21 protein-coding genes and 3 pseudogenes are annotated in these 18,472 nt (G+C 39.8%); all 24 read right to left on the bottom strand.

Features of this window, described 5'->3' with window-relative positions; translation table 11 throughout:
* Nucleotides 1-5: 5 nt before the first annotated feature.
* The 24 genes and pseudogenes from ACYQ1N_RS05975 to ACYQ1N_RS05860 all read right to left on the bottom strand — a co-directional run bounded on the left by ACYQ1N_RS05975 (nt 6) and on the right by ACYQ1N_RS05860 (nt 18,468).
* Complete coding sequence (locus ACYQ1N_RS05975) at nt 6-551, bottom strand: flavodoxin family protein (protein WP_459833907.1); 546 nt, start codon at nt 549-551, stop codon at nt 6-8.
* 112 nt (nt 552-663) lie between these two features.
* On the bottom strand, nt 664-1,254 hold the full coding sequence (locus ACYQ1N_RS05970; protein WP_459833905.1) for a DUF3841 domain-containing protein: 591 nt from the start codon (nt 1,252-1,254) through the stop codon (nt 664-666).
* Nucleotides 1,255-1,424: 170 nt separating this feature from the next.
* A pseudogene (locus tag ACYQ1N_RS05965) lies at nt 1,425-1,535 on the bottom strand (recombinase family protein); the annotation flags it as partial.
* Between the two features lie 132 nt (nt 1,536-1,667).
* Nucleotides 1,668-2,054, bottom strand: coding sequence for a hypothetical protein (locus ACYQ1N_RS05960; RefSeq protein ID WP_459833903.1), 387 nt, complete (start codon nt 2,052-2,054; stop codon nt 1,668-1,670).
* A 4-nt stretch (nt 2,055-2,058) separates the two neighbouring features.
* The gene (locus ACYQ1N_RS05955) at nt 2,059-2,577 is read right to left on the bottom strand and encodes a hypothetical protein (RefSeq protein WP_459833901.1); all 519 of its coding nucleotides are present in this window, start codon (nt 2,575-2,577) and stop codon (nt 2,059-2,061) included.
* Between the two features lie 33 nt (nt 2,578-2,610).
* Nucleotides 2,611-3,459 carry a hypothetical protein gene (locus ACYQ1N_RS05950; RefSeq protein ID WP_459833899.1) on the bottom strand — a complete coding sequence of 283 codons (849 nt, stop codon included), beginning with the start codon at nt 3,457-3,459 and terminating at the stop codon, nt 2,611-2,613.
* Nucleotides 3,460-3,651: 192 nt separating this feature from the next.
* Nucleotides 3,652-3,855 carry a hypothetical protein gene (locus tag ACYQ1N_RS05945; protein WP_459833897.1) on the bottom strand — a complete coding sequence of 68 codons (204 nt, stop codon included), beginning with the start codon at nt 3,853-3,855 and terminating at the stop codon, nt 3,652-3,654.
* 623 nt (nt 3,856-4,478) lie between these two features.
* Nucleotides 4,479-5,525 (bottom strand): hypothetical protein, encoded by a 1,047-nt coding sequence (locus ACYQ1N_RS05940; protein WP_459833895.1) that lies wholly within the window; start codon nt 5,523-5,525, stop codon nt 4,479-4,481.
* 326 nt (nt 5,526-5,851) lie between these two features.
* On the bottom strand, nt 5,852-6,202 hold the full coding sequence (locus ACYQ1N_RS05935) for a hypothetical protein (protein WP_459833893.1): 351 nt from the start codon (nt 6,200-6,202) through the stop codon (nt 5,852-5,854).
* Complete coding sequence (locus ACYQ1N_RS05930; protein WP_459833891.1) at nt 6,199-6,690, bottom strand: hypothetical protein; 492 nt, start codon at nt 6,688-6,690, stop codon at nt 6,199-6,201. The genes ACYQ1N_RS05935 and ACYQ1N_RS05930 overlap by 4 nt, the downstream gene beginning before the upstream one ends.
* The gene (locus tag ACYQ1N_RS05925; protein WP_459833889.1) at nt 6,690-7,352 is read right to left on the bottom strand and encodes a DUF4417 domain-containing protein; all 663 of its coding nucleotides are present in this window, start codon (nt 7,350-7,352) and stop codon (nt 6,690-6,692) included. Before ACYQ1N_RS05925 ends, ACYQ1N_RS05930 begins: the two co-directional genes overlap by 1 nt.
* Nucleotides 7,353-7,699: 347 nt before the next feature.
* The gene (locus ACYQ1N_RS05920; RefSeq protein WP_459833887.1) at nt 7,700-8,392 is read right to left on the bottom strand and encodes an ImmA/IrrE family metallo-endopeptidase; all 693 of its coding nucleotides are present in this window, start codon (nt 8,390-8,392) and stop codon (nt 7,700-7,702) included.
* Nucleotides 8,382-8,747, bottom strand: coding sequence for a helix-turn-helix domain-containing protein (locus tag ACYQ1N_RS05915; RefSeq protein WP_459833885.1), 366 nt, complete (start codon nt 8,745-8,747; stop codon nt 8,382-8,384). The genes ACYQ1N_RS05920 and ACYQ1N_RS05915 overlap by 11 nt, the downstream gene beginning before the upstream one ends.
* A gap of 572 nt (nt 8,748-9,319) precedes the next feature.
* Nucleotides 9,320-10,373 (bottom strand): annotated as a pseudogene (locus tag ACYQ1N_RS05910) (IS30 family transposase).
* Between the two features lie 604 nt (nt 10,374-10,977).
* Nucleotides 10,978-11,751: pseudogene (locus ACYQ1N_RS05905) on the bottom strand (PhzF family phenazine biosynthesis protein).
* A gap of 49 nt (nt 11,752-11,800) precedes the next feature.
* Entirely contained in the window at nt 11,801-12,094 is a 294-nt protein-coding gene (locus ACYQ1N_RS05900) for a GIY-YIG nuclease family protein (RefSeq protein ID WP_459833949.1), read from the bottom strand.
* Entirely contained in the window at nt 12,067-12,231 is a 165-nt protein-coding gene (locus tag ACYQ1N_RS05895) for a GIY-YIG nuclease family protein (RefSeq protein ID WP_459833883.1), read from the bottom strand. Before ACYQ1N_RS05895 ends, ACYQ1N_RS05900 begins: the two co-directional genes overlap by 28 nt.
* A 12-nt stretch (nt 12,232-12,243) precedes the next feature.
* Nucleotides 12,244-12,843: a hypothetical protein gene (locus ACYQ1N_RS05890; protein ID WP_459833881.1), complete on the bottom strand. Its 600-nt coding sequence runs from the start codon at nt 12,841-12,843 to the stop codon at nt 12,244-12,246.
* 146 nt (nt 12,844-12,989) lie between these two features.
* Entirely contained in the window at nt 12,990-13,142 is a 153-nt protein-coding gene (locus tag ACYQ1N_RS05885; protein WP_459833879.1) for a hypothetical protein, read from the bottom strand.
* 291 nt (nt 13,143-13,433) lie between these two features.
* Nucleotides 13,434-13,634 (bottom strand): hypothetical protein, encoded by a 201-nt coding sequence (locus tag ACYQ1N_RS05880; protein ID WP_459833877.1) that lies wholly within the window; start codon nt 13,632-13,634, stop codon nt 13,434-13,436.
* Nucleotides 13,635-13,924: 290 nt separating this feature from the next.
* Nucleotides 13,925-14,182 (bottom strand): ParB N-terminal domain-containing protein, encoded by a 258-nt coding sequence (locus ACYQ1N_RS05875; RefSeq protein WP_459833875.1) that lies wholly within the window; start codon nt 14,180-14,182, stop codon nt 13,925-13,927.
* Between the two features lie 433 nt (nt 14,183-14,615).
* A complete protein-coding gene (locus tag ACYQ1N_RS05870; RefSeq protein ID WP_459833873.1) occupies nt 14,616-15,683 on the bottom strand; it encodes a DUF6339 family protein in 1,068 nt (355 codons plus the stop codon).
* Nucleotides 15,684-16,568, bottom strand: a complete 885-nt coding sequence (locus tag ACYQ1N_RS05865) for a hypothetical protein (protein WP_459833871.1) — start codon at nt 16,566-16,568, stop codon at nt 15,684-15,686. It lies immediately after the preceding gene.
* On the bottom strand, nt 16,555-18,468 hold the full coding sequence (locus ACYQ1N_RS05860) for a hypothetical protein (RefSeq protein ID WP_459833869.1): 1,914 nt from the start codon (nt 18,466-18,468) through the stop codon (nt 16,555-16,557). Before ACYQ1N_RS05860 ends, ACYQ1N_RS05865 begins: the two co-directional genes overlap by 14 nt.
* Nucleotides 18,469-18,472 lie beyond the last annotated feature (4 nt).

The following is an 18,472-nucleotide window of genomic DNA, read 5'->3' as shown; positions in this document are numbered from 1 at the left end:
ACTGTTCAACAAATCGATGCCCCCAAATCGAATGCTTCCGCATTCGGTGCAATGTTGTGAATATCCAAATCGTCAGTATGCTCAAGAACCACTTTCCCTATATTGGTCCAGGACAATCGTGTCATAAGATAATCAAAATGCATTAATAACTGTTCCGGGTGACTTCCTCCGGCTGCCGTCAAAAGAGCTCCGCTTTTATTATTTCCGTGCAATGTATCATGATCACATTCGGCTAATGCCCACATGCGATCCATGGCATTTTTAAGAAGTCCGCTGTAAGACCAGAAAAACAGCGGTGTTGCAAATACGATAACATCGGATTTTCTGTATAAGGAATAAATCATGTCCATATCATCTGACTGCGTACACGGTTTGTCAAAGTCTTTTCCGCCGTGCAAACATCCGATACACGGATGAATATGCATGCTTCGTAATTCCATCACCTCAACTTCATGGCCCTGTGATTCGGCACCTGCTTTAAAGGAGCGAATTAATGCATCTGTAAATGCGTTCGGACGTGACGAACCGTTTAAAACCATAATTCTTTTCATTACCGCTCTCCTCTGTGCTTTAGTTTTGATTATAAATATTTTTAAATTAAACTCAACTTTTGTCCTACCATATAAGCATTCTCCAAATCCTTTGGAAAATTCTTTTCATGTGCTATGTCAGATAATCCGGCTTTGTAACTGCAGATGTAAAAAAACGAACCGATCTGATATCCTCTTTACGCAGTTCCCAAAACGTGGCCTGTATCATATAACCTCTTAAAGTCCAACCGTTATCCAAATTTACAATTTCAAACACTCTTTCCCAATTTTTATCAATAAAAGCTTTTTTGTTCTTTTCCGACAAACTGTTGTATTCGTTTTCAAGTTTAATACCCTCTTCCTCAGAGTTTGACAAAAGACCGTTAAGCAGTATTAAACACCATTCGTCAAAATCCGAGATTACTACACGGTCGTCGGAGACATCAATTTCCATGCAGGCAAATCGCTCTCCCTTCCATCCGTTATTCCATCTTTCACTTCGAAGATCCGGCTTTTTTCTGACTCCGTTTATCATATACCACGCCCATACCGGATATGAAACTCCTTCCGGAGGATTGCCTATTTTGCTTTTCATCTTTCGAACCAACCAGTCATATTTATCCCTAAAGTAGTCAAAATCCCACTTCTCAAAATCACATCGGTATACTCCTTTTTCCTGAATCAGTTTATACACCTCAATAGGCTGAATTGTCCACAAAATCAATAATTATCCCTCCAAGACTTATAAATAAAAATCATTATCATAACCATAGCATTTTCTACGATAAAAACCAAAACTGCCGTTACCGGCTCTTTGTTTAATGCCCCATTTTATGTTAGCACTTAGTGTTTAATTTTGCTTTGCCGCACTCGCAGCATTTAAACTATGATTAATTCCGCAAATTCCCGCATGCGGGTGCGCTGCACATCCAGAGAATAGCCATCGATCTGCATCGTGGTCGAAACGCGGGTATAGATATAAACCTTAATTTTCTTCTTTACCATCAATGACTCCTTAATGGTTTGGACATACTTTCCACGTGTATCTTATTAAATATACTTAAATCTTTCAAAAAAAAGAAGGCCGACTCCATGGGAGTATCTCACAGAATCGGCCTAAGGCTATACTCGCCTTAATTAAAACATTTGAATCCCATTAATTTCTATGGGTTCTTTTGCGAAATCCATACCGGATACAGGGTTACGCCACTTGTTTTGTATCATTGTCCGCCGGAACTCCTCAGGAATTTTCAGTAAATACGATTCAACATAGTAAGCCAAATCACCGGGCCATACCCATGTTCCATCCGTATATGCTGTCGCTGTTCCGGAAAATCCCTTTTCAGGATGTAATACATCAACAGTCACTCCCGGACTCACAATTAGTGCTGACCCGTTTCTTAAATAATTACAGATCATCTCAGACTGTTCAGCATCTTCCTGATTGATGAACTCCTCCATACAAGGGTCGGTCACCTGCCCATGAGGCATTTCTTTGTAATATCCGATTGTTCTAAGTTTCATAATCTCACCTCTTTCTCTTCTGAGGGTGATAGTCAATCCACCGGCCGGTATTAGTAAACATATTATGACCTATCACCATTCTCCCACTAGGGAAAATATATAGAGTGTCCGAAGGAGCTCTCACAGTCTCTCCCATCTTGTTTGCCGGGTTTTGTGCAAAGGTTCCGGTTTTACTCCCCGTCTTACAGGAAAGCAATCGAATGTTTCCACCGCCATAACCCTTATCGCTTTTCAAGAATTTAGCCAACTGTCGATGATCGAGTACAATCTCTTTGTCCTTCCCGTTTTCACTCACAATTACGGAGATGCTGTCCGGAGAGCCGTGCACGGCTACATCTGTAAACCCATTCTCCTTCTTTACTCGCTTTGCAACCTCCTTTAGCTCAAAGCCTTTTCCGTTTCCTACCAGAGTGGAATCGGCCGCAACGACATGAGAATGAGATCCACTATTCCTGCCGCGCAGGATTGGAATAACACTACCGCGACAAATACAACAGATAAGATGCCAGATACAAGTTTCCATCTTTTCATGCCATTTGCCTACCTTTTGGTATGTTTATGGATTTATAATAACTGTCTCTTTTGCATAATCATTAGCTGAATAGTCTTCATAATTGTAGGCGCGAATGGTTAATTCAATAGCTTCGACAGTTTCAATGTTATTTTCCTCAAATGCAGACGTATTGAAGCTCATATCAGAAAATGCCACGTTTCCGGCCGAAACTGATCTTGCCCAAAACGGGTCTATCATATAACCATTAACAGACACATCCTCTACATAGAACATAACGCTACTGTCCGATTTGTTCTCTAGATACAAGTTTAATGTGTATCCCAATATAGAATCATTTTCTGTGCCAATAACCGTTGCCTTGCATTTCTCATTATCAATAAGCACCTGGTCAGAGGCTTGTTCTTCTCTAACAAATAAAGTAGCATTCTCTTCACCTAAAGGATAGACATGTACTGTTTCACGGGCCACCTCCTCATAATCTGCCAACTCATTTGAATCGTATACTCGGAATGTCATAGCGATATCCGTGAATTCGATGCCGTTCTTCTTTAAGCAGTCATCCATGAAATTGATTTCTTTGTTGGCCTTCTTTCCGGCAGCAACCTTGTTGGCAAAAAGAGGATCAACTTCAATTCCGTTTACAGAGGCAGATACGACGGAATACATATAGGTCTTTTCGGCATTTTTATTTTCCAAATAAACCTTTAAGGTATCTCCCCACATGTTGTCGGCATCGATGTCAGTGATTTTTATAGCGCATTCATCGTTATCGACAACTGTAACCTCCTCAAATTTAACTTCCGGAGCGGAAGTCGTTTCAACAGGATTTGAAGCTGCCGGAGTAGACGATCCACTCGATGAGCCGCATCCTGCCAACAGAATCGCGATCAAGCCCCCCGACAAGAGAACAGAAAGTAACTTTTTGGTCTTTTTCATTATTTTCTCCTCCTTTTGTAGTTTCTTAGGAACTCAGAAACGGGCATATTTACCTATTGCTTATATTGAAACTATCTTTCAACTCTTCCGGAAAGGCTCCGATTGACTCTACTATTGGTTTTGTCTTCTCGTTATGGGTAAAAAACATTATAAGTGATAGATAAATATTCCAAGGCATCCTTTTCTTTTGGTTTCAATTGCACTATATGTTTGCCTACTAATACCTATCGTATTGCCTATCCGGTCTTGCGTGAAGCCTATTTTTGCCTTCAAAGAGGGGAGTTCTTCAGACAGAACGTCAATAAAATGATCTCTATCGATTTCAATACTTATCCTTTTTATATCATCCACTATTCATCACATCTTTCCCTTCTTGAGACCTACTTATTCCTTGTTTTCGCGTTTACAGGCTCATTGGGTCCACCTCACTCTATGATTTTTTAAGAATATATTATCGGGAAAGGTACTGTAGAGGTATGCTGTGTTTTAAGGTTACCCCATATTACATGTTTATACCAATGACACTATTCTGTCATGATGCTTATATTTTAACATTTTATCTGTTTCACAGAAACTATCTTAACCACCTATTATTCTTATTATTTCTAACTTTTCGTCCTGGCTACCCTCTATCTTCCTACATGAAGCTCTCGTCTCGTTCTTCCTATTATTACAAAACGAAAGCCGCCCAAATGACATAAGGACGGCTCAGAGGCATAAAGTATCGGCGATACTTTTTCGTATTCAGTTTTACAGTTCAAGACCTGATGTAATCACGCAATCCGGTATTTGCCACATCTATCAGTGCCACAAACCACTCTCCGATGATAGGAATCATGAAGATCACGAACCCGGTACTGATCATTTTCAATGCTTCCGAGCCGCTGTTTGTCACTTCCGGGTAACAAAAAAGCGCCGTATTGCTACGACGCTTTTGTCTTGCTCGGAAGATGGAGCAAGGAAACGCTATTCAATTATTTGTTGTACTTTTTCTTTCTGCCGGCAACCGTTATACCAATGGCAGCACCGCCGCTGACAATCAGCAGCGCAAACCACAATGCGGGGTTGGCAGTGTCGCCGGTGCGCGGAATCGAGGAAACAGGCTGTGCCGTTGGCTGCGGGATTGCCGTTTCCGTCGGCTTTGCCTTGATGGTGAACTTAGCTGTTGCCGTACCGTGTTGAGAAACAATCGCAAGCGTATGCTCACCCACGGAAAGCGTGGCAACAAAATCACGGTTCAGCGTGATGATGGTGCTGCCCTCTCTCTTCGTATAGTTCTTTTCTTCCAGCGTAGTCCCATCAAGCTCTACACGAAGGAAATCGGCAAAGGATGCATCAGAATTGAAGGTCAGTTCCTTTTCCTCACCCTGCGTGACCGCTGCACCATCCCCGGCTGTGATTTTCGGTGGCAACTTTGCCGTCACGGTGGCAGCCTTGGTGATTTCCTTGGTTGCCGCAGCATCGGAGAAATACTTCTTGCAGCCGTCGCAGTACCAATACGCAATATTGCCTTCTTCAGCAGCGGTGGCAGCCTTTGCGTCAATGTGTTTCAGGTCGGTGTGGTTGTTCGGGGCAAGGCTGCCGTAACTGTCTCCACAAATCTCACATATGGCCTTATCCTTGCAGGTTGCCATACCGCCGGAACATTTTTCTGTTTCCACGGCATTGCAGGTGCAGCGGCGGCTGTGGGTGCCGTTGCCGTTCGATGTCCAGTTCCCATTGTGGGTATGTTCATCGCCCTGTCCATTGAACACCGGCAGTGTCTTGTCAGCTGCAGCCAGATATTTGCATTCGTCTGCCCACGGGTCAGCATTGTTGTCGCGTTCGCCGGCCTTGAGCAGCGCCAGCACCGTGCCGTCAGCAAATTCCGCAGCGGTTCTTGCTGCGAGATCTGTGTCCGTGTCGCTTAGATAGTAGCAGTTGCGTAAATGATCGGAGCCGTCGGCTTTGATTTCTCCAGTGTATTTACCTGTAATCTGACCGGCATTGTAGCAGTTGGCAATATAGCCGTAAAGATTCACTCCTCCGGCAATCCCGCCAACACGGTTAGCACCCGTAATGGTTCCAACATTATAGCAATCGCTTATCAATACGAGGGAGGACTGATATCCTTCGACGCAATTGACATATCCTGCGATTCCGCCGGCTGAACCACTACCCTTGTTTTCCACTATACATAGGTTGGCGCAGTTTGCGACAAGACCGTAGAAAGACCCCGATATGAGAACTGCATGAAATCGGATAAATTACATCAATAATAGTATATTCGTATCAACGATACATTTTTAAGAAAAACAAGCCCCTAAATCAAGCTTATTACTATGATCTAGGAGGGTTCAAAATACCATTATTGCCACCGGAATTCTGGAGATATAGAATAACTGATTCTTGTCCCTTCAATTTTTTTCTTTAAAGCCCGGGTTTCTAATGCATCCATTGGTTTAAACTCAAATCCGGTTACCTCAATAATCTTTTTTGCTTCAAGCATATTGCAACCACATATCTGTGCAATTTCTTTTAATACATCTTTATCATGTTCCTTTGACGTAAGAATCTTTATAGTATACTTATTTGAATCAAATTCTATAAGATTATCAATTTGTGTAGCCGGAGCTTCATCGCAAACAGGGCAAATGTACTCTGTTTTATCTCCAACTTTGTATTCTATCAATTCACTATTGCATTTTTTACACTTCATTTTTTCTTGCCTCCTGGATAAAAAGGAATAAACCCGCCTCTTATTTTAGAATCAGGATATTTTTGATTGTATTGCGAACGTGGCGCCACAATATGACGTCCAGATGGATATGCCCAAACAAGATAGTTTGGAGCCCATACTGTAACATTTAATTTATTTGCAAGGTGTTGTGCAAATCCATCCGGCAGCGATCCTGTATTACAAGAAAGTAACCTTATTCCATTTTTCTTATAATCTTTACGATGCTTCAGGATTCTGGCCAGCTCTCTTGGTGTGTAGTAATCATTATCACCATCTCCAAACTTAATTTTATAAGGTGTCCCGTGTCCAACCACGTCATACAAGCCATTAGGATCAACATCTTTACGGTTCGCAATATTATTGATGTAATCATAATCAGCACTGGCAAATACGATTTCTCCTGCTGCAGGATTACCTTCAAAATACCCTTTTGTGGCACCAAAGCCACCATGAAATCCAGCTCCCATTACTCCACCTCCTTGTGTGAGGCAGAATAATCACTTTCAAAAACAATAATTCTTATCCCGTCATCTATATATTTCTGAAAATACTTTTCCGGGGCGCTACCATATATCACCACAGCAGATGGCTGCAGCAATTTTATGATAACATCAAAACCAGCCAAGAAGATTTCTCTATCAGCCTTATGTTTCAAATTCCCATGAGAGCCTACCGCTATCACACAGTGTTTCTCAATCCCATCACAGCAAATATGATATGTCCGTCTATCACCATATCTGATATTTGGAATAATCTTAATTCCATTAATCTGAAGCCAATGGCCGATTGCCCTGCTGCGGTAAATATTCCATAGTTGCATAACCAGAGGCATATCCCTATATAAGCTGAAATCCGGAAGAACAACTCCGTTATAGCGCTTTAAAATTTCAAGGTATTTCCTTGGATGTCTCCATATTCTTTCAAATATATAATCATCCTCGTAAAAATGCACCCACTGATTATAATCTTTACAGGACAATACCTTTGAAAATGCTATAAGTCTGTTAGGAATGTCATATGTAGGCCTGATACGAGGGAACTCAAAGAAACCGGCATATGTAGTCATTGCTACTAAAAAAGCATTAAAAACGTCTTTGCAACTTTTACGCTGTGAATTTACTTTGCTCATAATAAAGTACCTCCTATGAGATATACGACCGGTGACGAGCATACTCCACCGGTGGTGACCTCACAGGTACTTCATATGAATTGTTCAGATTCGAGTTGAAGTACCCGTCAGGCGATCAAACAGTTGCTGTTCCTTCCAGAGAACTTTAACTGCAGTTACATTTTTTATTGCCATACCCGGCAATTTGTGGTAGGGTAAAAGTGTTCAGATTCGAGTTGAAGTACTCGAGCGGCACCGTACGATAGTTCCAGCTATTGTATGGTGCTTTTCTTTTACCCGATAAGTGGCACATCGTAATCACCCTCTTTCTCTATTATTTTATATACTAATCTTGTCGATACCACTCCTCAATATGTATAGCGAGATCTCTTATCCAACTGCCAGCTATCTCTTTCCTGCTGCATCTCATAATCATCTTCATACCATGTATTCCTATTCTTCTTTAGTAAAATAGAATCTATGAAAGCCTTGTATTTAAAGAGAATCGTTTCATCAAAAAGACTTTCATCAGCGGACCTCCAGTCATAATTGATTTTACCCATTGTTTCGATTCTCTTTTGTGCCGCTTCCTTCGAAACGCCAAAAGTCTTTGACAAAAATTCAACGGTTATTACTGCCCCTCTGTCTTTAAGTTCATTTAGAACCTGTTCCGGCATTAGTATCTGAGCCGCAAAACAATTAGCTTCTACTTCAAGACACCCATATTTTTCATCATTTTCATATTTCTTTAATTCATGTCCCAAATAATAGTGCCCAAATTCATGAAGAATAGAAAACTTAATGCGAGGTCCATAATCATCCTGATTATAAAAAATCATATATCTTCCGTTCTTACTTTGAAGTACAGCAGCCTCGCTTCCAAAAGCTTCGATATCAACACCATAATCGTGAGCGCATTTAAATGATAAGATTTTCATATCAGACCACTCTTTAACAATGCTCTTTGTATTAACTGGAAATGCTACTAATGTACTTGAGGCAACCAATATTTCGTTAGCCAAAATATTAGCTTTTTTAAAGTCAGGTTTCTTAGATGCCATCATCATCGTCCTCCTCTCCGTTCTCAAAAATGTCATCGAACATTACAGAGAGCATTTTTTCTGCTTTTTCAAGACGACCTTCATCTAATTTTCCCAGTCCGCGTTGGAGATATTGCAAGCGTTCACTATCCGGCTCTTTATCCTCCATCTTTTCATTTCCAAGCAGATAGTCAATGGATACATTAAAATACTTAGATAGTTGAATCAGTACATCATCGCGTGGCACAGTTCCTTTGTTTTCCCACATGCTGATGCGGCTCTTGTTAATATTCAATTCTTTTGCCAATCCATCAAGAGTGAGGTTCTTATCAGTCCTAAGTTTTTTAATCCTATCTGCAAAAGTGTTGTTACCCATACTCACACCTACCTTTCAAATTTATTGTACTTGTTCAATTTAATTATGTCAATATTTTTGTTTGTGTTCAATTTTATTGAAAATACCATATATTGTATCTCGGTCAATCTTCGGAAACTCATCTGACATATTCCACATTTTTACCAACCTATTACATTGGGTAAAAAGTTGGTAAATCCTTTCTCCAAATAACAAACCCTCCCTGGTCTGTCAAAGAACAGAATGATCATCCCATCTTTTGACATTCCTTGGAGGATTTGTTTATTGGTAATCAAGGCGCTTAAGGATAAGCGCATTTGCACTGAGGCTCATTTTGGGAAGTAACTATTATTATCACTTACTTATCATTTTGGCCAAGTCTACCGAACTAGCCAGTACTTACGCCATCGCCACGCCAATATTTTATATTTTTTGTGAAGAAATGGGAATTTATGTGAAATCTATGATATGTGGGAATTCCGAAATAATAAGGCTTTGGAACTTATGGAGGGAAACGTGAAATGCAGCACTGACGCCGATTCCTAACTTCATTTTTCTTTTGTAAATTACAATAACAAGTTGGACACCCTCCGCTAGGCAGTAGCTTGGTAGATTCGGTCGATTTCCTCCTCAAAGATTTCATCCGGGTGTCTTGTAACCCAGAACCTTCCTTGGGAGGCAGTTACACCAGGTCTCCGCATCGGAGATCTGCTGACCAGTAAAGTCATCAATCCGCTTACCCTTTAATATGAACCTTCTGATCAGGCCGTTATGCCGCTCTACGATTCCCTTATCGCAGGACGTGTAGGGATGAGCATAGTAAACAAGCGTATCAGCCATCTTCTCAAGATCTGAAGGGTCGGCGAATTCCGAACCATTATCGGTCGTGATTGTTTTGAACACTTCACTGAAGTGTTCGCTGTAAGTCTCCTGAATCTGTTTGATTGCCTCCATGACACACTCTGATGTCTTATCTGCAATCGGAAGCATCAGGAACTCACGGCTTTTGCGTTCAGCAAGAGTGAGCAGGACCTGATCATCCCGGGTCTTAGCCCCCAATACGAGGTCACATTCCCAGTGCCCGAATTCCTCACGAGATTCGATCTTCCTTGGACGTTCCGGGGTGCTGCGGTCTAGCTTTTTCTTATTGATCCGAGATCTATGTTTCTTGGACTTACGCTTCAGCTTTTCGGGAATGTTATGGTTCCTGATGCCAAGGAGGCCAAGATCAACATAGCGGTAAAGTGTTTTTATGCAGACGATCTGTCCTCTGGTAAATTCACCATCGAGAACAGCGCATCCAACACAGGTATCCAAGGACCAGCCGTCTTCTGTAAAATGTTTCAGCACATACTCCAGAAACGCTGATCTGCTCAAAAAGTCATAATGCCGGCAACTGTGCTTTCGGTTGTTATCATAAGCTTTCTAACCAGCAGGCGCCTTATAACGGGTCACGTGGCCGTTATACAAGGCAACTGAACCACGTGCCATTTCATTCGAGACAGTGCTCGGTGAGCAGCCGATCTCGCGGGCAATTGCCCGGATGGAGTAGTTGTCTTTAAGACGAATCTGAATAAGAACTCGTTCCTCATACGAAAGATGTCTGTCTTTTATATGGAAAGTTATGGTAGAATGAGAGCAGTCCATGGTGGCGATTCTTCTGTAGAAAGTTGGTTGTGGTGACTTACATTCTACCAAAGATCCTGCCATGGATCTTTATTTTATTCAGATGTCCAACTTCATTTTACGATCGGCGACCATAATGTAATTGCAACAGCTTCAAAGATTATGAGCATAAAAAGCGGCGCCAAATATTTCTTCAATCTATCACCTCCATTCGACTTTCCCTGATATCTATCTCACAGCTACAACTCCCCAACATCTAACTCGGCAACTCAACATAGTGACATCTATCAAGGCAACGGGGCTCTAACACTTTTTGAGCCGGATTGCCCTTGGATAAGTTACCGCAGACGATTACTCGCTCCATTCACTCGAAACTGTCCGAAACCGAAAAGTGCCTGAAATCAAGGGCTTTCGCGGCTATTTTCCATCTACCCGTGACATCAATACTTACCGTCTCAACATGGCACGATTGTTCAATAAAAACCTATTCAAGCCCTATTGTACAAGGGAATGGCGGAACACTTATTTTCGCCCTAAAATGGGTATGTCGAATCGATATAAGTGTTGAGTTGCCTTATTGCTCGTATAGACCAATAGGATAAATACCTATTACCTAAGTTTCAATTTATAAATTTAGTTCGCTAGTAGCAAACAACGCTGCCTCACCCGAAAGGAATACTTTGTCTCCATCTAATCTGCAATACAAAGTTCCTCCTCTCTGCGATGCCTGATATGCAACTAGTTCTGTTTTGTCCAAAACCTTACTCCAATATGGTGCAATATGACAATGTCCAGAACCACAAACAGGATCCTCTATAACAGAGAGTTTAGGAGCAAAGCTTCTTGAAACACAGTCAACATTTTTTCCCTTAGCTGTAATATGTAATAATAATCCATCTATCGACTTGACCTTATCCATATCCGGCTTTGCATTAATTATTTTCTCTTCATCATCTAATATGCATAGCAAATCTCTACCCATGAATGCACTTGTAGGTCTATAACCAATAGCCTGCTCCATTTCATCAGTTACAGCAACTTCTTTTAAATCGTATGCCGGGAATTCCATTTCTAATAATTCACCATTTTTTACTACAGTTAAGTCTCCACTCAATGTGGTAAATACTACCTGATTTTCATTAGGCATATAATAGTTTAACAAAACATAAGCTGAAGCAAGAGTAGCATGACCGCAAAGGTCGATTTCTCCTCCCGGTGTAAACTATCTCAAATGATATTTCTCGCCTTCTTTTACTATAAAAGCTGTTTCTGAAAAATTGTTTTCCTTTGTAATACTCATCATAATATCTTCAGATAACCACTGCTCTAATACACAAACCGCAGCTTGATTACCATGAAAAATATCCTTCGTAAAAGCATCAACAATATACTGTTTCATCTTCCTACCTCATTTCATAAAATTTAAATTTTATCTCTCTACTTTGGATTCAGATATGTAATCGGATTTTGTGCCTGATATCTTTTTCTTCAAGTTCAACAGCACCATTAATTCTTTCATACTCATCTACTGATAAAACCTCTGCTGAATGATGCCTGGCAGCAATGTTTGTCAGTCCTGCATCACCAACATAGTTGAATGCATTGATCAATGATGCATCTGCAGCAAATACCTCTTCTTCAGTTAAGTTTGAATTTATAATTATCTTTTCAACTTCAAGTCCTGCATTCTTAATATCTGCAATAGCCTTCAGTTTTAACTTCTCACTATCAGGACTTCCCAGGCTTTCTTTTTCGTGTTCAAATACTCTGTTTTTAGTGCTTTTTCAATATAGAAGATTTGCTTACTGCGAGGATCTATGAGTCCATAGACATAATAATCTCCAAGTGAAAGAAGGCTCTTCTGTGAAAATCTATCCATAGAACTCGCCACCTATTCGTTGCTTGTCTTTATCTGCTCTCCATCTGGGAAGATAAAGGATTGCTCAAAGGTTACCCCCATGACATCAGCTATCATCTTTAACTCCTCAAGAGTTACAGTATCTCGCATCTCATCGATTCGTTTTCTTAACATTTCCTGTTCGGCATCCCTGGTTACAACTGCTGCCTTCTTTTCTCTTAAGGCATCAATCTCATTTGCAATTACATCGTACTCGGCATTCTTATTCACGCACATTACAAGCTTTTCTTGAAGTTCTGCCATCCTTTGGTCGATGTACTCAAGTGTTGCCGTAGAATCACCATTCAGCACATCTTCGATATTGTGCTGCAACCGTACCAGGAACTGTTCTCGTCCTCCAAGGGTCTTATTGATGGCTCTTACCACTGCATTCTGAATCTCTGTTTCACTGATAGAATCAGCATCGCAACCTTCATTTGGACCATTTTCAATTCGGCTGGCACACCTCCATTTGTTGTATGATGCACCTCTGGCCTTCCAAGCCACTCTTCTGAAAAGATCCTCCGCATTTACCACAGTAAACAATGCTCGATAATGCATATTTGCTGCTGTAGACTCTCTTGATCTTTCCACCTTCTGTTTTTAAATGTGCCCTGCGAAGAAGTTCTTCCTGCACCTGCATGAACAGATATCTTGGAATGATTGCCTCGTGATTATTCTCAACTCTGAAAATAATACGTACATCTGCTTCGTTTAAAGTATTGATTGCATCAAGTACTTCAACAGTATCTCTTCCAATGTCTACTGATATTTTTTACTACAACAATATCCGTAAGTCCGGCTTTACATTCTTCTATCATTTTATGAAATGCAAGACGAGCAGATCCTTTTTTAGAGGATGCAATATCTATATGAATATCGACAAGTTTCAAGTTGTTATGCCCGTATACAAATCCAACCAAACCGGAAATCTATGCCTTTAAACTTTCCAGCCGTTCCATACTGTTAGAACTCACACGAGCATAGATGACAACGTGCTTTACGGATTCACTTATCCTTGGTGTATCACTCTTACCTTACCTGGCATAACTACCTCTACTTCCCAAATAGGCTACTTGTCCATAAAAATATATCATATGATTATTAGCCTATTATCAATCTTGCTTTAATCCATATTAGGAATAAACATTTTTATCTACCAAACCTATTCTCAATACTTCTGTCTATTTTCCATCATCTACCATATCACGAAGCTTGAGGATAAGATTTGTAAGGCGGATATAACGCTGTATGGTCATGCAGCTCTCACCCATCTGTTTAGCCAAAGCCTCATTGCTATTAATAGCCCTCTCTGTGATTTCATCCTGCTGAATTATCCAATTTCCAACTTCATCGTGGCTGGACTGCAAAGGATATATCTTCATAGTAGAATTCTCCAACTTCGTTCCATCTTGGTCCGAGGTTCCCGTCACATTTTGTGACGAAGATAACTTTTCCCAACTTGGGAAGAAGTTATCTTTTTGCCAAGTTGGGAAAAAGTAAATCCGTTCTTGCTCCCTGCCTCTTCATTTCCTCCAACTTCATCTTATAAGCAAACGCTTTCTCACTTGCCTTCAGATGCTCACGCTATAAATTGCTATCAACCATGGCAATCACCGCTTGATTATCATCCAAATCTCGAACTACCACAGGCATACAATTAAGTCCCGCCCATTTAACATGCAGCTTTTCTTCTACGCCCTGCAATCAGTTCATAACCACCATCCTCTCTCGGTCCTGAAAGTGCCGAGACAATCACACCTTCTTTCTCAATGCTCTGCATTAATTCAGAAAGCACCATATCATTTTCTACCTTAAATGGATGCCCATTAAAATCATGCAATTCCGATAAGGGAATCATTCTGATATCGGTTTCCACCACAGCACAATCGTTTTGTTGTGGAAAAGAATACAATTTTTCTTGTTTCTTCATAAAATCAATTATTCTCGCACATTTATCCGAGAACGAAAAAGAGCCGCTTATTTCCAAAATCACTTGAAAATAAGCGGCTCAGACCACTTTGTTACTTTATTGAATTGTTAGCTATTCTTAATGAAATATGAACGACAAATTTTTGTGTTTCCGAACTGCACCCTCACAACCACTTGTACGTTTACACCACTGAAAATTACCTTTTTCTTGTCTTTTCGTTCACTTTGAGAAAATAGGATATGTCGCTCAAAGTGCCTAAATTCAAGGAGTTTCAGGTATTTTTCCTTTGGAGCATTGTCACCGTCTCGACGTGAAAGGACTGCTGTCTATGAATTACCATCGTGAAAGGAAACATATCCATGAACCTTTTAACGATAGGTCGAGGCTATCGTTAAAAAAGTGTCACCACTGAAGACACTTTTTTAACTGTTCTCTACTTTTGAATTGCTTCTATAATATATGTCTTTCCTTGGAAAGGAACCTCATCTCCAATCCAACAGCCTAAAAGACTTTTTGCCAATAGCGGAATCTTTGTGGAATTCGGAAGATAATTTACCAGTATTGTTTTTGGTTCATCGGTTTCCTTAATACGAACATTGACTTTTTGACCAATAACTATATACTCTTCTTCAACACTATCTTCAGAGTTTTCTTCTTCTGATATGTCATTGCCATCAACATCCATATCTTCATACTCTTCGGATTCCTCTTCAATCTCTATCCCCTGCTCATCACCTTGTAAAATTCCATAGATGTTATCAATGAGCATATCAGCAATCTCATCCTCATCAAGACAGTCTAAAACAACTCCACCGCCTACTGCATTCAAGAATTGCAATGTTGGTCTTATATGTTCCTTGAGTGAAAGCTGTGTGTTTTCCTCTTTGAAGTTTTTGAATGCTTTAACGATGCCATTCAAAATAACCGGATTTGCAGAGAAATTATTATTGTAAAAAATATCGGAAATTTTACTACTAATATCGTTGCTACCTATAATATCCAATTTTTCAAATGGATTTGCTACATTACTTGGATCATAGGTATTTCTTCCAACCCACCAACACTTGGCTATGGAATTTCTAAATAATCCAGCTCTTGTACCACCAGAAAAGAAAAATCTCGATTTTATATTTGATACAGCCTCTTTCTGTGCTTTAGGTGATTTTGTATCATAGTCCCATCTTTTTCTAAGGTAATCGTAATAAACCGAATGGCACAGACCCGCCCACAGTCTTTCATCACAAGCCTGTGACTCTGTCAAAAATGACAAGTGCTGATAAATAATCTTACAGTTCGCAAACTCAACTTCACCTTTTGACATATCAGAATCAATCGGTGCCAACTGGAAATCTTGTATCTCCTTAAATTCGACAAACGGATCTCCTCCACAGACCTTCCAAAGCCATTTATTATCCTTTTCCGTGAAATACATGTTGTAAACTATATCGAGGTTTGATTTAAGGATGTCCAGTGCTTCTTTTTTCATAAAATATAGTTTCATTTAGACATCCTCCTCTTCCTCACCAGTTTCAAACAAATCTGCAAATTTTCTCAATGCAGCATTCAACGGTAATTCCATTGCTTCCTGTGCTAATTGCACAGAGGTCTTATCAGAATATAACATCTCATTTTCCAAGTCTACTCCACGTTTCTCATAGGCCTTTGATAAAGAAATATACCAATTTGTACCTGCATAATTTTCAATGCCATTCTCTTGCTTTAATTCTTCAAAAACATATACTAAGGCAGGGAAAACCATCATGGAGTTCAATATTAGTTGAAATTCTTCTTTGTCACAGAAACGAGAGTAAATCTCATACTCTTCTAATCCCAAACCGATACCGATTTGTGCAGTTGACAATTCCACCTCCATTGGCTTTGGTTCTGTTGTTAACCGCTTATACACCTTAAAAATTGAACTTGCGCTGTTAAATTCTTCGTAATTCTTTACAATATCAATAGCTGGTATATTTTTATACGCAAGAATACTTCCTTTCGACAGTTCGAATGACAGCCCCTGATAATCATCGTTCCAATTAGAATTCACAAAATGATTAACATCTTTTTTTGTCACTATTAAAACGATAATTTCTATTCTTCCGTTAATTCTTCCAATCGGAATTTCTTTGCTTACATGATTGGAAATATCATAAATCGTAGTTCTATATGATGTGTTTACGCATTCAATATGAATCACATATTCAGCATCACCTTCCAGGATCATTTTCTGAAGTTCTTTGTTATCCATTTCTATATCGAAATCAAACAACAGATTATTAACACCATTCATTTTATACTGCACATCTGCATCAAAGACAGAATCAGTGTAATCATCTCTTTCTTCGCTTAGAACTGGATATGTATATAATCTTTTAGTTATGTTCATATACATTTACCTCCATCGCATAATCCCGGTTATCAAGCAAAGCGATTTCAAACTGGACTTTTTCGTTTCCCTTCATACTAGAAAAATCTACACCTTCCGAACTCTTCTTTATTCCTGTGCACCCCATCAACTCTGATGCAGAATGGATGGCCAGTCGATTTGATTTACCATTTTCACCAACTGTAACAATCTCAACATGCCCTGCACAAATATCCCGTGGCAAAATAAAGGAAACTCTATAAGTGTTTCTCGATGTCTTTATAACTCTAACATTCTTAAGTTCTTGGTTTATATCTCCACCATATCTTTTATGTACGGTATCATGTCCACCTTGTTCCGCTCTTCCTTTATGAGAATCCTTTTTACTCCTATGTCTAGTACCGCCTAAATTCCGAGTTGTTGGATCACCTCCATTAGAACCGATGGTTCCTTCCGTATCCGTGTTTTTCGACTTTCCATTTCCATCACTGCCGTAAAATAAACCCTTTGGCTTTGTTTTTGATGTTCGAGGCTGAATTGTAATGGAACCAATCGTATCTTGAAGACTTTCTTTATTGCTGTCATCTCCACGCTGATTAGTCTTATCCGATTCCTTCTGTAGAACACCAGCCAAACCTGCAACTTCAATTTCATCGTCACTGGAATGTTCGCCCAACGTTTGAATACAGCCTCTTATCCAATCCTTTAGCTCATTGTTATATTCTTTTGCAAGCGGCACATCTGTTGAGTGTCTGCTTGGCAACCACTTATCATGTGCTGGCGTTTCCATTTCTCTAAAGAATTCATTAAGCTCTTTACCTTCCATTTCAAGCACACCAGAAAATGAAATAATTCTCGACATATTACCCAATGCAAATAATTTCATTCCGGAAGATCTAGTGATGAGAATTTTTCTATTCAATTTCTCCGAAGGATCGACCAGAACGCTAAGTTTTAGAGTTCCCATCCCGTGAAAGTCCTTTTTGAACACTTTTGTTTCAGGTCGAACAAGCACTTGGTAGTACCAATATGCATTTTTTATTTTTGAGTTATACGTGCTGAGATAACTTGCAAGCGTAGAATTATCGATGACTTTATTGTCAACTGTAACACTTAATAAATTCTTGTGAATAGACATCAAGAAATTTTCTAGAACCTCGTTAATTACATCGCTATTCCATTCATGTCCCGCATTAAATCCGTACACAAAAACATCTGTACCAATCTCAGTTCTCTGATATAGTTTTTCCAACTCACTGATAGAATCAACAGGTAAGTTGCCTTCCGGATTTCCGTAATAACCAATTCCAGTTGTCATCGTATTCATACTATTGCTTAAATCTTCCGGAAAAGATATAAAGCGTGACATTCCCTGTGCAGCAGTCTCTTGATCTTCATTTAGAGTTCTATAAAAAACTAATCTATAATCCGAATTTGTAAATGGTGCGTTCTTTCCTATTCCAAATGCTCCGGCTTTATCACCCGTTTTTGTCGCACCACCATCAAGTTTTGTCAATACATTCCAGCCTTCGTCACTATCCTCATATGGATGGCTAAGTCCAGTTGTGTTGAAATCGCTAATTCGCAAAACAACTGTATTAGGCTTCTTAATTGCATTTAATGCCTTTGTCAGTACCTTAATGGTCTTTTCACTATTCTTTTTCGACCAATAATCATAAGCCTTCTGAATTTTAGAAGCATACTGCTCATATCCAGGAATATCAGAAGAAGGAATTCTATACTGTTCAAAATCAACTTTGATGGTCGCATTACTGCCTACCACCGCTGCATCTAATGAGTTTTGACAAATTTCTCTTGCAAGCGACTGTATCTCTGTTCCTGTAAAGGTTTCAATGCCTGCGTCCGATACTCCACGCACTTGTCCAAATCCATTATGCGGAAACTTCCATTCAATAGTCATCTAA

The organism is Howardella ureilytica, from assembly GCF_054657495.1.
The sequence above is the reverse complement of the archived record's forward strand: the minus strand, read 5'-3'. Positions and strand labels throughout refer to the sequence as shown.